This is a genomic window from Brevundimonas sp. FV1ye4L, from assembly GCF_058681255.1.
In genome coordinates this window covers 2,889,289-2,903,329 of record NZ_CM178734.1, presented here as the reverse complement: position 1 = coordinate 2,903,329, position 14,041 = coordinate 2,889,289, and the positions used below count along the sequence as shown (strand labels likewise).

Here is a 14,041-nt window from a genome sequence, read left to right as displayed (position 1 = left end):
CGCCTCCCGCTTTCTCGGCGCCTTGCGGTGCGGGCTTTGCGACGATCAAACCATGGCTTAGGGGTAATCGACACTTGTTGAGAACGCTATCAGAGATTTCGCCATGGTTCTGAAACGGCTCTGCATCGCCCTGACCGCCGGTCTGGTCTGGATGTCTCTCTCGACGGGCGCCGGCGCCCAGATGATCGACGCCCCATCCCCACGCGTCCGCGAGTTGCTGGGCCGCATGACCCTGGACGAAAAGATCGGCCAGCTGAACCAGGTGCCCGGCGGGCGCCAGCGCGCCCTGAACTCGCGGCTGGACGCGGCGGCCTTGGAACGGGTGCGGCGGGGCGAGATCGGCTCTTTCCTGCACGTCGCCGGTGCGGCCCAGATCCGTGAACTGCAACGCATAGCGGTCGAGGAGTCGCGACTGGGCGTGCCGCTCCTGTTCGGCATGGATGTGGTCCACGGCTACAAGACTCTGTTCCCCGTGCCCCTGGCCCTGTCGGCGAGCTGGGATCCAGCCCTGGTTCAGCAGACGGCCCAGGTGGCGGCGGTCGAGGCGACGGCCGCCGGCCTGAACTGGACCTTCTCGCCCATGGTGGACATCGCGCGGGATGCGCGCTGGGGCCGGGTGGTCGAGGGGGCGGGCGAAGACCCGTACCTCAGCTCGGTCCTGGCGACGGCCCAGGTGCAGGGCTATCAGGGCGCGTCCCTGGCCGACCCCGCCTCGATCCTGGCCACCGCCAAACATTTCGTCGGCTATGGCGCGGCGGCGGGCGGTCGCGATTACGACAGCGCCGACATCTCCGACCGCACCCTGCACGAGGTGTATCTGCCGCCCTTCTACGCCTCGGCCAAGGCGGGGGCGGGGTCGATGATGACCGCCTTCAACGACATCGCGGGCGTGCCGCTGACGGCCCATCCGGCCCTGGTGCGCGGCCTGCTGCGGGACCAGTGGAACTATGACGGCCTGATCGTCAGCGACTGGAACGCCATTCCCGAACTGCTCAACCACGCCGTCGCCGGCACGCCGCAGGAGGCCGGCGCCCTGGCCCTGCGCGGCGGGATCGACATGGATATGGCGGGGGGCCTGTATTCCGCCCAGCTGAAGGGGGCGATCGAGGCTGATCCCACCCTGCTGCCGCTGCTGGACCAGGCCGTCGTGGCGGTGCTGACGGCCAAGGAAAGACTGGGTCTGTTCGACGATCCCTATGGCCGTTCGGATCCGGCCCGCGAGGCCGAGGCCATGCTGACCCCAGCGCATCGCGATCTGGCGCGCGAGGCGGCCCGCCGGTCCATCGTCCTGCTGAAGAACGACGGCGACCTGCTGCCGCTCGCCGCCTCGGCCCGACGCATCGCCGTGATCGGCGCCCTGGCGGAGGACGCCAACTCCTCGCTCGGCAGCTGGCGCGCCCAGGGGAAGGTCGAGGATGTCCGGCCGCTGATCCCCGCTCTGCGCGAGGCCCTGCCCCAGGCGACCATCACCTACGCCCAGGGCTATCGTTCGGAAGCCGCCCAGGCCATCGCCGTCACCGCCGCCGGAGAAGGGGCGCAAGCCGTGCATGAGATTTCGGACGCCCAGGCCCTGGCCGAGGCGGTCGAGGCGGCGAAGGCGTCGGACCTGGTCCTGCTGGTCGTCGGCGAGCATTTCGACCGGTCGGGCGAGGCCCGCAGCTATACCGACATCGGCCTCAGCGCCGCGCAGAACACGCTGGCCGCCGCCGTGCTGGACACGGGCAAGCCGGTCGTCGTCCTTCTGATGAACGGTCGCCCGCTGGCCGTCCCGGAGCTGGCCCGCCGCGCCCCGGCCATCGTGGAGACCTGGTTTCTGGGCGTCGAATCCGGTCCGGCCATCGCCGACATCCTGACCGGCCGCATCTCGCCTGGCGGTCGCCTGCCCATCAGCTTCCCGCGCGCCAGCGGCGCTGCCCCCCTCACCTATGCTCACCTCCCGACCGGCCGACCGGCCGCCGAGGATTTGACGCGCGACACCGCCCGATATCGCGACCAGCCGATCACGCCCCTGTTCGCCTTCGGCCACGGCCTCAGCTACGGCCGCTTCGAATACGGCGACCTGCAACTCAGCCAGAGCGAGATCGCCGCCGACGGCGAGGTCGAGGTCAGCATCGTCGTGCGCAACACCGCGTCCGTCGCCGCCGACGAAGTGATCCAGCTCTATGTCCGCGACCCTGTCGCCGCCGTCTCTCGACCGGTGCAGGAGTTGCGCGGCTTCCGCCGGGTCGCCTTCGCCCCAGGCGAAGCCAAACGCGTCCGCTTTACCCTGACCCCCGCCCAGGTCGCCTTCTGGGACGCCGACGGCTGGCGCATCCAGGCCGGCGCCATCCAGGTGATGATCGGCGCATCCTCGGCCGATATCCGCGCCCGAGGCGAGTTCGCCATCACCTCCGAAGGCCGAAGCGCCATTCCCGCCGCCGCCATCCCCACCCCGTCCGCCGAGGAACCTGTTTCCTGAGCCGCCCGAATCTCGGCGCGCGAACCATAGAAGACAGCCCATCAGCGCTCCGCCCATATTTGAGCAGACCCAACCGTTCTTGAGCGGATGTTAGCAACGCGAAGCCGCCGCAGGGTTCAACGCGAGGCGTCAGCCTGGCCTTCGAGGATCCAGCAGCAGGCCCGAGACCGTGGCGGCCAACAGGCGCGGCGCGAAGGGCAGGCGCGCGGCCTTGCCCAACACATGGTCGCGAATCCACGGCAACAGTCGCCCGTCGGCCTGGTAAAAGGGCGTGAACCCAAGGCTGAGCGCCTGGTAGAGGCGAAGATGCCAGCGGCGCTCCTGCGCATAGGCCGACAGGGCCGTGTCGAGATCGGCATAGGTCTGGAGCGCTCGACAAAGGGCGTGAGCGTCCAGCAGCCCCATGTTGACCCCCTGGCCCAGCTGAGGACTGGTTGAATGGGCCGCGTCACCGACGACGGCCAACCGATCCGCGACGGGCCGCGCCAAGGTGTGGTGGCCGTAGCGGGCCAAGACCAGATCGTCGGGATGGCGGATGGTCTCGAGCAGCGCGGTCGTCTCGGGCCAGAGCGAGCGGACCTCGGCCTTCCAAGCTTCGAGCCCCTGACGGACCCAGGCGGCATGGTCCTGGACTCTCAAACTCCAGAAGAAGGTCGCCAGGCGTTCGGGCGAGCCTGGGCGGGCGCCGACCGGCAGGACGCCGACCATTTTCGCAGCCCCACGATAGACCTGTTGCAAGGCTCGCTCGTCGAAATGGGGATCGGCGGGCCAGGGCGTGGTGGTCCAAAGGGCGCCGTAAGCCAGGTCCCGGCGACCTGACCCTTGGGATTGGGCCAGGACTGCCGCGATGGGCGAACGGGCGCCGGTCGCGTCGACCACCAGATCAAAGGCCGGAGACGTGGTTCCATCTGCGAAGCTCAAACGGCCCTGCGACGCCGTCGTCGCCTCGCGCGCAAGCTCGAACTGAACGCCCGCCTCAAGACAGGCCTGATGCAGGACGTGGAAGATGGCGGAGCGATGGACGCCCAAGGCCTGGCGCGGCCGTTTCAGGTCGGAATAGCGAACGTCCAGGACGACACGTCCGCTGGGCGCCGCACGGCCAAAGATGTGATCAATCGGCTGGCCCAGGTTCTGGATTTCAGACGTCAAGCCCAGGGCGTCGAGCACCGCCAGCCCTGTCGGCTGAAGCATGAAGCCGGCGCCCACCGGTTGGGCCGCGTCGAACCGCTCGAAAACTACGACCCGGCGCCCCTGTCGCGCCAGCATCAAGGCGACGGCTAGACCTGTAGGGCCGGCGCCGGCGACGGCGATGTCCCTGATCACGGTCAAGTCGGCGTCAATTCGCCGCCGGGACCAGTTCGATCAGGTCCAGGTTCGATTCGTACTGGGGCCAGGGGAGGACCAGGCGCCAGCGGGCGTCGCCGACCCGTTCCAGCACGGCGACCAGATCGCGGTCGGGGTTGCGGCCGTAGGAGTTGGCGGCGGGCTCCTGGGCCAGGGCCATGGAGCCGAGCAGCAGCATGTGGCGGTCGTTTTCGGGGAAGAGCAGGCCCGAGGGGCGTTGGGAGCCGGTCAGTTTGGTGAACTTCAGGCCGCGCGGCGTCTGTTCGATACGGCAGGCGAACCAGCCGTAGACCACATAGCCGAGACCTTCTTCGCCGCCCTGAGAGCCCAGTTTGACGGTGCGGCAGCGATAGGCGCCGGGGGGCGGGGCGACGTCGGGGCGGCCGGCGCCGGGATCGATCAGGGCGCCGAGACTGTCCAGGTCGCCCGAACCGCGTTGGCGGCGGGCCTGTTGCAGGGCCAGGCTCCAGGCGGCGTCGCGGCGCTGGTAGCGATCACGGTCTGCAGGAGTGATGATCCCGCGCCAGTCCATCAGGACCGCGCCGGTCCCCCCGCTGGGCGCCGGCGGAGGAGGAGGCGGTGGCGGCGGTGCGGAAGCGCAGGCCGCAGCGAGCAGCGCAGTCAACACGACGGGTCTGATCATGGCGCGAAGCCTGGCGGACGCCGAAGAGCGAGACTGTGAGCATTGACGCATCAAGGCTTCCCTTAAGGCTGGTCTAGGGCCGCGCCTGGCGACGCGGCCCCTTTTAGGCGCCGCATGGACCGCCGCCGTCAAGGCCGTTCGTGCGCCCCCGGCCATGAGAGGCCGGGGGCGCGGCGGGTCAGCCTTCGCTGTCGGCGACCTCGGCCTTGCGACGCGGCGCGCGGCGGCGGGGCGCGGGTTCTGCGTCCTCGGCGGTCTCGGCAGGCGCCGAAGCAGCGGGGGCGGATGAGCGGGTCAGGAAGCCCGGCAGGGCGGTCGGAGCCTCATCGTCGGCAGCGGCCACAGCCGGACGACGCGAGCGGCGGGCGGGCCGGTCCTCTGCCGCCGGCGATTCGACGGGCGCTTCAAACGCAGGCTCGGCGGCCGGCGCAGCCTCGGCTTGAACGTCGGCGCCCTCATCCGAACCCGGGTTTTCCTGGTTGTCGAAGCGGCGGTTGCGTTCCTCGCGGCGACGCTCCCAGCGTTCGCGACGGCTCTCGCGACGACCGCCGCCTTCGCCCTCGGCGCGGGCCTCGCCGTCTTCGCGGGGTTCGCGGGGTTCGCGCGGCGGCTGGGCCTCGCGGTTCTGGTCACGATCACGGTCACGGTCGCGATCACGGTTCTGAGATTGGTCCCGATCACGGTCCCGGTCGCGATTGAAGTCGCGGTCACGGTTCTGGTCGCGGTCGTTGCGCTCGCGGTTCTGGCCCTGCTCGCGGTCGGCGGCTTCCTGGACCTGACGGTCGGCGGCCTGCTGAGCGGCGACGAAGGCGGCGGCCTGGGCGCCGGATTCATCTTCGAAGTCGATATCGAAGCCCTGGTTCGACTGTTCGCGCGCGGCGATGTCGGAGAAGGACCGCTGGGGCTGAAGCGCGCGCAGGACGCGGTAATAGTGTTCGGCGTGCTGCTGATAGTTTTCGGCCAGCACCCGATCGCCGCCGGACGCCGCGTCGCGGGCCAGCTGCTGATAGCGCTCGTACACGGTCTGGGCGTTGCCGCGGACCTTGATGTTTTCGGGGCCTTGCGAGTCCCACGAACGATTCGGATTGGCGCTGTTGGCGTTTGAGGCGCCCGCCTTGTTCCGATTGCGTCCGCGCTGACGCTTCATGCCCTTGAAATCTCTCATTCGCGCTACCGTGTGCAGGGATGGAGCCCAGGCCAGCGGCCGGTTCCGTCCGTTTCGTGGTTCCGTTTCGCTCGGGGCCGATCCCCGATTGTCGAACTGTCGGAATGCCTTGTCGCCCGCATGGTGCGCCGGTCCTTTCGGGACCGACCGTCATGGTCGGCTCAAGCCGCGAACAGCCGGATAGAGGCCCGGAAAGCTGCGTTTGAGTGGGAGACGAGCGAGACTTAGCCTGTGCGACGGTGCTTTCCAAGGGGTTTTCGTCAAAGCGTCGCACCCATAGGTCACAGCCCCGCTTTGCCGAAGCCCCTTGCGTGGGCTAGGCATGAACTTTGAGACGACGACGAGGCTTTTTCATGCGGGTTCTGGTTCTGGGCGGCGACGGCTTCTGCGGTTGGCCGACCGCCCTGCATCTTTCGGCCAACGGCTGGGACGTAACGATCGTCGACAACCTGAGCCGCCGAAATATCGACAACGAGCTGGAGGTCCAGTCGCTGACGCCGATCCGCACCATGGGCGAGCGGATCAAAGCGTGGAAAGACGTCTCGGGCCGCGACATCGGCTTCGTCAACATGACGGTCGGCAAGGAGTTTGACCGGCTGGTCGCCCTGATCCGCGACCTGGCGCCCGACAGCGTGGTGCATTTCGCAGAACAGCGAGCGGCCCCCTATTCGATGAAGTCGGCGCGGCACAAGCTGTACACGGTCGACAACAACATCAACGCGACCAACCACCTGCTGGCCGCCATCGTCGAGAGCGGGCTGGACGTGCATCTGGCTCACCTGGGCACCATGGGGGTCTATGGCTACGGCACGGCGGGGCTGCGCATTCCCGAGGGCTATCTGAAGGTCACGGTCCAGACCGACAACGGCCCGGCCGAGCAGGAGATCCTGTTCCCGCCTAACCCGGGCAGCATCTATCACATGACCAAGACGCAGGACGCCCTGCTGTTCCAGTTCTACGCCCGCAACGACAGTCTGCGGATCACCGACCTGCACCAGGGCATCGTCTGGGGGACGCAGACGGTCGAGACCAAGCTGGACGAGCGGCTGATCAACCGGTTCGACTATGACGGCGACTACGGCACGGTGCTGAACCGGTTCCTGATGCAGGCGGCGGTCGGCTATCCGTTGACGGTCCACGGATCGGGGGGCCAGACGCGGGCCTTCATCCATATTCAGGACACGGTGCGCTGCGTCGAACTGGCGCTGAAGAACCCGCCCAAGCGCGGCGACCGGGTCAAGATCCTGAACCAGATGACCGAAAGCCGCCGGGTCCGCGACCTGGCCGCCCTGATCGCCGACAAGACCGGCGCAGTGGTCCACAATGTCGCCAATCCACGCCAGGAGGCCGACGAGAACGACCTGGTCGTCGCCAACGACCAGTTCCGCGACCTGGGGCTGAAGCCCATCACCCTGGCCCAGGGGCTGATGGACGAGGTGACGGAGATCGCCCGGCATTACGCCGACAGGGCCGACCTGACGCGGGTGCCCTGTGTCTCGGCCTGGAACCAACGCCGGGCCGAGGCGCTGGAAAATGAAGCGCGGCCATATGCGCCGCCGCCGTCGCCCAAAGTCCTGACCGCCTGAGTAAATCTATGTCCGACGCCGCCCCTGTACCGTCCCTGCTGGTCTTCGGCGGCGGCTATCTGGGTCGCGCAGCGGCGCTGGAGGCGATCCGGCGCGGCGGCCGGGCGACGGCCACATCCCGCGATCCCGACCGACGGCGCGCGCTGGCGGCCGAAGGGATCACGGCGATCGATCCCGCTGATGCGCCATCGCTGAAGAGCGCGCTGGAGGCCGCGACGGCGGTACTGGTGACGGCGGCGCCCGACACTCACGGCTGTCCGGGACTGCGCGCCCTGGCGCCGGTGGCGTCCCAGGCCTGGCCCGACTGGATCGGCTATGTCTCATCGACCAGCGTCTATGGCGACCGGGCCGGGGGCTGGGTGTTCGAGGACGGGCCGCTGAACGCCGCCAGCCTGGAAGGCGCGCGGCGGGTGCGGGCCGAGCGCGACTGGCTGGACGGGGCGCAGGGGATGGGGCTAACGGTGCAGATCTTCCGCCTGCCCGGATTCTATGGACCGGGTCGAAGCGTCGTGGACCGATTGCGGGACGGGACGGCGAAACTGGTGCGCAAGCCGGGCCAGGTGTTCAACCGCATCCATTTGGACGACGTAGTCTCGGGCCTGTTCGCCTCGATGGATCGGCCGCGCCCCGGCGCCGCCTATAACCTGACCGACGACGCCCCCTCGCCGGCCGATGTGGTGACGGCCTGGGCCGCCGACCGGATGGGCCTGCCCCGCCCGCCCGAGGTGGACTGGACCGACGACAGCGTCAGCGAGGCCATGCGGCGCTTCTATCTGGACTCCAAACGCGTCTCGAACGCCCTGGCCAAGGCGGAGCTGGGCTGGCGGCCCGTCTATCCGACCTGGCGCGAGGGGTTGGCGGCGCTGATGGACGCGCCGCCGCCCTTGAGGTTGGTTAGTTAGTCCGCCTCAGGCCTTTTCGAACAGCTTGTTCCAGCGGCGCTTGTCGCGGGCCTTCCAGGCGCCGCGGTGATAGGCGTCGGAGCCGATCAGGGGCACGACGGTGGTCGCTTCGGCGAAGACCATCTGTTCGTGGGTGGTCTGGACCTTGCCCCAGGAGGCGGCTTCTTTCAGCGTCGAGGACGAACAGGCCCCGTCGCGGACGTCCGCGACGGTGATCTGAACCGCATACCGGTGCATCTCGGCCTCGACGCCCAGGATTTCGGCGCAGACGACGGTGTCCTGGGCGAAGTTCTTGGGCACGCCGCCGCCAACCATGAACAGGCCGGTGACGCCGGCGGCGATCTTGATGTCGGTCAGTTCGCGGAAGTCGGCGATGGCGTCCAGCATCAGATAGGGCTGGCCGGCGGCCGCGCGTTCCTTCTGGTGCTTGACCAAACCGAAGCCGGCCGATGAATCGACGAAGGCCGGGCAGAAGATCGGCACACCCTCTTCATAAGCGGTCTGGATCAGCGAGCCGGGCTTCTTGGCGTTGCCTTCGGACAGCCACTTGCCCATTTCCCAGATGAACTCGCGGCTGGAATAGCCGCGCGGCTCCAGCCGGTTGGCGATCTCCAGGATGGTGTGGTCGCAGGCCTGGAGCTCTTCCTCGTCGATATAGGTGTCGTAGATCCGGTCGATGTAGTTTTCGCGCAGGACGTTGTCGTCCACCTCGCCGGCGGCCTGGTAATGTTTGAAGCCCAGGGCCTCGAAGAAATCCATATCGACGATGGAGGCGCCGGTGGCGACCACCGCGTCAACCATGCCGAACTTCACCATGTCGCGGTAGACGTGCATGCAGCCGCCGGCCGAGGTCGAGCCGGCCAGAATCAGCCAGGGCGAGCAGTCCTTGTCCTCGATGGCCATGGAGAAGATGTCTGCGGCGCGGGCGGTGTCGCGCGAGCTGAAGGACATCTTGCGCATGCTGTCGATGATCGGGCGGGCGTCGAAGGACGTGATGTCCACGTGCTCGACGACATTTTGCAGCAGCTGGGCCTTGGCGTTCGACGAAACGGGTGCGTTCATTTCGGAGGTTTCCCTTTTGATTTGAGCGCCCGTCATAACCTTCTGGAACGTCGGGACGGAGCGACCGAGGTTCCTAATAGACCGTCACCCTCGGGCTTGTCCCGAGGGCCCACCTGTCAGTCGCACAATCCCATAATCGGGGAGGCAGAACCGTGGGCCCTCGGGACAAGCCCGAGGGTGACGCAATCAAGTTACTTCCGGCGCGACTTGCGCTGACCGGCCTTACCTTTCGGACGTGACAGGCGCACGACCTTGCGGGCGTTCTCCTCGGCCGTGGTGCGCACGGTCGGGATGGAGCGCGGGGCCAGGCCGTAGAGCGAGGCCATCGGAGCGTCCTCGACCGCGGCGATGTCGTGTTCGCCATAGCCGTTGAAGCCCGTCGACATGGCGACGCCATAGGCGCCGAGCATGCCGATCTCGATGAAGTCGCCTTCGCGGATGTCGGCCGGCAGCCAGAAGGGGCCTGGCATGTGGTCGATGGAATCGCAGGTCGGTCCGTAGAACTGGAAGGCCTTCAGCTCGGACGCAGCCTCGCCGTCCCGAACCAGCTTGGTCGGGAAGGGCCAGCGAGAATGGGTCGCGTCGAACAGCGAGCCGTATGAGCCGTCGTTCAGATACAGGGCGTCGCCCTTGCGCAGATCGACGCGGGCCAGGATCGACGAGGACTCAGCGACCAGGGCCCGGCCGGGCTCGCACCACAGCTCGGTCGTTTCCGACACCGGCATCTCGTTGAAGCCGCGATGGATGGCGTCGGCGTATTCGCTCATGTCCGGCGGGACCATGCCCGGATAGACCGAGGGGAAGCCGCCGCCGACATCGACGATGTCCACGATGACGCCTGCGCGGCTGATCGAACGGCCGACCTGGGCCATGGCGGCCTGGTAGGCGGTCGGGCGCATGCACTGGCTGCCGACGTGGAACGAAACGCCCATCAGGCCGTCCTTGACCGCCTGGCGCGTTTCCATCAGCAGGGCCGGCGCCTGGTCCGACGAGACGCCGAACTTGCCCGAAAGCGTATAGGCCGCGCCGTCGGCCGAGACGGCCATGCGCACGATCAGGTTCAGGTCGTCCGCGCCGCCGGTGGCGTCGAGGATCTTGTTCAGCTCATCCACGCAGTCGAGCGAGAAGGTGCGAACGCCGTGTTCGAAATAGGCCTTGGTGATCGCAGACCGGCTCTTGACCGGGTGCATGAAAGCCAGGCGAACGTCATGGCTGACCGAGCGAACGAGCTCGATCTCGGCGATGGACGCCACGTCGAAGCCGCGAACACCGGCCTCGATCAGGGTCTCGACGACCCAAGACGACGGGTTCGCCTTCACCGCATAGAAGACGTCGGCCTTTAGATTATCCTGGAACCAGCGCGCCGCTACGGAAACCGAACGCGGCCGCACGAGGGCGACGGGACGTTCAGGGGACCGCTCACGGACCAGGTCCAGGGGAAGCTGATACGTGCGCAATTCACGTAACCCCCTGCTAATTGTGAAACCCAGACCGGCGTTAGCAGCGCTTAACGGTTAGACCACGGGGTCCGCCGGAAGGCGCGATATGGGGGCATCGAACTGTCATGTAAAGGGGTTTTTTCGTGGCGGGGCCTGGGGCGGCCGACAGAATAGCTGTCACAATTCCTTGGGGGCCGTCGTGGGGCAACCTCGGCCGTTCTGGATCGTTGCGCCAGGCGGAGGATTTCATGAATCGCTGGTTGTTCTTGTGGCGCAAGCTGGCGCGCCAACTGTGGGTCAAGGCGACGGCCTATGCAGGCGTGGGCGTCGCGGCGTCGTTGCTGGCGGCCGCCCTGGTGCCCTGGGTTCCCGACGATATGGCCGAACGGCTGGGCGGCGAGTCGGTCGAGTCCATACTGACCATATTGGCGTCCAGCCTGCTGGGGGTCGCGACCTTCTCGGTCGGGGCCATGGTGACGGCCTATACGTCAGTATCCACAGCGGCCAGTCCGCGTGTCGCCGCCCTGGTCACGACCGACGAGGAGACCCAGAAGGCGCTAGCCACCTTTGTCGGGGCGTTTCTGTACGCCATTGTCTCGGTGACGGCGATCAACGCCCACTATTATGGTCAGAACGGCCGCGCCATCCTGTTCCTGGTCAGTCTGGCCATGGTCGGGATGGTGGCCTATCGGCTGCTGGCCTGGATCAACCGCCTGTCCAGCCTGGCGCGGGTGGGTCATACGATCAATCTGGTCGAAGCGCGCGCGCTGAAGGCGCTGGAGATGCGCCGGGACGACCCCTTCTTCGGCGGCCGGGAGGGCCGTCTGAACGCCGGCGCCGATGTCACGGCCAAGACCACCGGCTATGTCCAGAACGTCGATCCCGCACGACTGCAAACCATGGCCAAGGCTCGAGACTGCCAGGTGGAGATCGTGGCGGTTCCCGGCGCCTTCGTGCGCCGCGGCGGCGTCTTGGCGCGCATCAGCCTGCCCGCCTGCGACGACGAGGCGCAGGCTGATTTCCGTTCGGCCTTCACCCTGGGGGATGCGCGATCCTTCGACCAGGACCCCCGTTTCGGAATGATCGTCCTTGGCGAAATAGCCGCCAAGGCCCTATCGCCCGGCGTCAATGACCCGGGCACGGCCATACAGGTGATCGGAACAGGCGTGCGACTGTTGGACGTCTGGGTTCAGCCTCCCGAAGATCGCGGTCGCGAAGGGCGCGACTCCCCTTGTGATCGCCTGCTCGCGCCCTCAGTGACCCATGAGGATCTGCTGGAAGACCTGTTCGGGCCGATTGCGCGATATGGTGCGGGTGATCTGGTCGTCGCCCTAAGACTACAGAAGGGGCTCGGCGCCTTGGCGAAGACTCCGGCTCTAGCGTCCCCCGTCGCGAGCTTGGCGCAGGAGGCGCTGGACAGATCTCGCGCGGCCCTGCCGCTCGCCGCCGATGTTCGGCGGCTTGAAGCTGCGGCGCTGGCGCGCTGAAGGCAGGCGCGCCAAGGCGGGGTCTGGACGAGGTCGCGCCCGACGTGCGATTAAGACTTGCCCAAACGCGCCTATCGCGTCATGCGGCGCCCGTTCGCCACAGCCTCCCAGCGAGTTCATGAGTTCATCCGCAGCCGCCGTCGCCCCCGGGCTAGTCCTGGCGCGTGACGTGTCGAAGACCTTCGGATCGAGAAAGGCGCTGGACGGCGTCTCGATTTCCGTCGCCTCGGGCGAGATGGTCGCCCTGATCGGCCCGTCGGGATCCGGCAAGTCCACGCTTCTGCGCTCCATCACCGGGCTTCAGTCCATCGACCCCGGCCAAGGGACGATCAGCGTCTTCGGCGAGACGGTTCAGAAGGACGGTCGCGTCACCGGCGCCGTGCGCAAGGCGCGCGGCAAGCTGGGCATGATCTTCCAGCAGTTCAATCTGGTCGGCCGCCTGAGCCTGTTCGCCAATGTCATGCTGGGCGCCCTGGGGCGTCTGCCGGCCTGGCAAGGCCTGCTGGGCCTATGGCCCCAAGCCGACAAGGACCGCGCCATGGCGGCCCTGCACCGGGTCGGAGTCAGCGACTACGCCGGCCAACGCGCCAATACGCTTTCGGGCGGGCAGCAGCAGCGCGGCGCCATCGCCCGCGCCATTGTCCAGGGGGCCAAGGCCATTCTGGCCGACGAGCCGGTCGCCTCGCTGGACCCGGTTTCGGCCCGCAAGGTGATGGAACTGCTGGTCGAGCTGAACAAGCGCGACGGCATGGGGGTGATCGTCACCCTTCACCAGGTCGACTACGCCATCCGCTACTGTGACCGCGTCATCGCGTTGCAGGGCGGCAAGATCGTCTATGACGGTCCCGCCACGGGCCTGGATCACCAGCGCCTGATCGATATCTACGGTCCCGAATTCGAGGACGCGTTCTGGGAGACCAAGGCATGAGCCCGTCCCGCACCCCTATGGCCCGCACATCCCTTTCCCGTCGTCTGTTCGCAGCCGCCGGCGCCGCGGTCCTGCTGCTGGGCGTCGCCTCGTGCGGCGGCGATGAAAAACAGGCCGCCGGAGCCATGCCGTCGGAGCTGACCTTCTCGATCCTGTCGGCGGAAGGCCAGGCGTCTTCCGGACCGCTGTGGCAGCCGCTGCTCGACGACATGTCCAAGGCCGTCGGCGTGCCGGTGAAGCCCTTCTTCGCGGGCAACTATAATGTCCTGATCGAAGCCATGCGGTTCAACCAGACCCAGGTGGCCTGGTTCTCGGCCAAGCCGGCGCTGGAAGCCGTCGACCGCGCCCAGGGCGAAGTGATCGCCCGCATCGTCGATCCGGAAGGGCGCGACAGCTACACCTCGACCCTGGTCGTGCGTAAGGGCTCGGGCATCACGCTGGACAAGGTGCTGGCCTGCGGCAAGCAGTATGACTTCGGCATCGGCGACGCCCAGTCGACCTCGGGCACCCTGGCCCCGCTGACCTTCCTGTTCAATCCGCGCGGCATCGTGCCGAACCAGTGTTTCAAGACCGTGCGTTCGGCGAGCCACCAGGCCAACGCCTTCGCCGTGGCGACGGGCGTGGTCGATGTGGCCACCTCCAACTCGGTCAACACGGTCTTCATGCGCCGCGAGAACCCGCAACTGGCGTCGCAGATCGAAGACATCTGGGTGTCGCCGCCGATCCCGGAATCGGGCATCGTCATCCGCGAGGACCTGGACCCGGCGCTGAAGGAAAAGCTGCGCAGCTTCTTCCTGACCTACGGCCAGGGCCAGGGCCCCGAAGCCGACCGCCAGCGTCAGGTGCTGGCCGGACTGAACTATTCGATGTTCCGCGCCGCCGACGATTCCTACCTGGATCCGGTCCGTGAGATGGTCGCTGACCAGAAGCTGAGCGAGGCCAAGGCCAAGAACGACCAGGCCGGCGTGGCCGCCGCCGAGCGCGACCTTGCTGCTCTGCGCGCCAAGCGCGAGGTCCAGCCTTGACC

General features: G+C 67.6%; 11 protein-coding genes. 6 read left to right on the top strand and 5 right to left on the bottom strand.

Translation table 11 applies throughout. The features are described from left to right. The first annotated feature begins 103 nt into the window (after positions 1–103). On the top strand, positions 104–2,458 hold the full coding sequence (gene bglX / locus ACW17X_RS13975) for a beta-glucosidase BglX (protein WP_492098276.1): 2,355 nt from the start codon (positions 104–106) through the stop codon (positions 2,456–2,458). 129 nt (positions 2,459–2,587) lie between these two features. Here the strand turns inward: bglX and ACW17X_RS13970 are convergent, their stop codons facing one another. The 3 genes from ACW17X_RS13970 to ACW17X_RS13960 form a co-directional block, all read right to left on the bottom strand. Beyond that, positions 2,588–3,781 carry an FAD-dependent oxidoreductase gene (locus ACW17X_RS13970; protein ID WP_492100474.1) on the bottom strand — a complete coding sequence of 398 codons (1,194 nt, stop codon included), beginning with the start codon at positions 3,779–3,781 and terminating at the stop codon, positions 2,588–2,590. 13 nt (positions 3,782–3,794) lie between these two features. Then, positions 3,795–4,445, bottom strand: a complete 651-nt coding sequence (locus ACW17X_RS13965) for a DUF4893 domain-containing protein (protein WP_492098274.1) — start codon at positions 4,443–4,445, stop codon at positions 3,795–3,797. A gap of 178 nt (positions 4,446–4,623) precedes the next feature. Beyond that, positions 4,624–5,610: a DUF4167 domain-containing protein gene (locus tag ACW17X_RS13960; RefSeq protein WP_492098272.1), complete on the bottom strand. Its 987-nt coding sequence runs from the start codon at positions 5,608–5,610 to the stop codon at positions 4,624–4,626. Between the two features lie 353 nt (positions 5,611–5,963). Between ACW17X_RS13960 and ACW17X_RS13955 the strand changes: the two genes are divergently transcribed. Continuing rightward, positions 5,964–7,196 (top strand): NAD-dependent epimerase/dehydratase family protein, encoded by a 1,233-nt coding sequence (locus tag ACW17X_RS13955; RefSeq protein ID WP_492098270.1) that lies wholly within the window; start codon positions 5,964–5,966, stop codon positions 7,194–7,196. A gap of 8 nt (positions 7,197–7,204) precedes the next feature. Further along, positions 7,205–8,098, top strand: a complete 894-nt coding sequence (locus ACW17X_RS13950) for a Rossmann-fold NAD(P)-binding domain-containing protein (protein WP_492098269.1) — start codon at positions 7,205–7,207, stop codon at positions 8,096–8,098. A 6-nt stretch (positions 8,099–8,104) separates the two neighbouring features. On the opposite strand, the gene ACW17X_RS13945 is transcribed toward ACW17X_RS13950, so the two are convergent. Next, on the bottom strand, positions 8,105–9,160 hold the full coding sequence (locus ACW17X_RS13945; protein ID WP_492098267.1) for a 1,9-bis(guanidino)-5-aza-nonane synthase: 1,056 nt from the start codon (positions 9,158–9,160) through the stop codon (positions 8,105–8,107). 191 nt (positions 9,161–9,351) lie between these two features. Further along, a complete protein-coding gene (locus ACW17X_RS13940; RefSeq protein WP_492098265.1) occupies positions 9,352–10,617 on the bottom strand; it encodes a type III PLP-dependent enzyme in 1,266 nt (421 codons plus the stop codon). Between the two features lie 230 nt (positions 10,618–10,847). Here ACW17X_RS13940 and ACW17X_RS13935 point away from each other — a divergent pair, with 230 nt between their 5' ends. The 3 genes from ACW17X_RS13935 (at position 10,848) to phnD (ending at position 14,039) form a co-directional block, all read left to right on the top strand. Then, positions 10,848–12,086: a DUF2254 domain-containing protein gene (locus ACW17X_RS13935; RefSeq protein ID WP_492098264.1), complete on the top strand. Its 1,239-nt coding sequence runs from the start codon at positions 10,848–10,850 to the stop codon at positions 12,084–12,086. 118 nt (positions 12,087–12,204) lie between these two features. After that, positions 12,205–13,014: a phosphonate ABC transporter ATP-binding protein gene (gene phnC, locus ACW17X_RS13930; protein ID WP_267515367.1), complete on the top strand. Its 810-nt coding sequence runs from the start codon at positions 12,205–12,207 to the stop codon at positions 13,012–13,014. Further along, a complete protein-coding gene (phnD, locus tag ACW17X_RS13925) occupies positions 13,011–14,039 on the top strand; it encodes a phosphate/phosphite/phosphonate ABC transporter substrate-binding protein (protein WP_492088888.1) in 1,029 nt (342 codons plus the stop codon). The genes phnC and phnD overlap by 4 nt, the downstream gene beginning before the upstream one ends. Positions 14,040–14,041 lie beyond the last annotated feature (2 nt).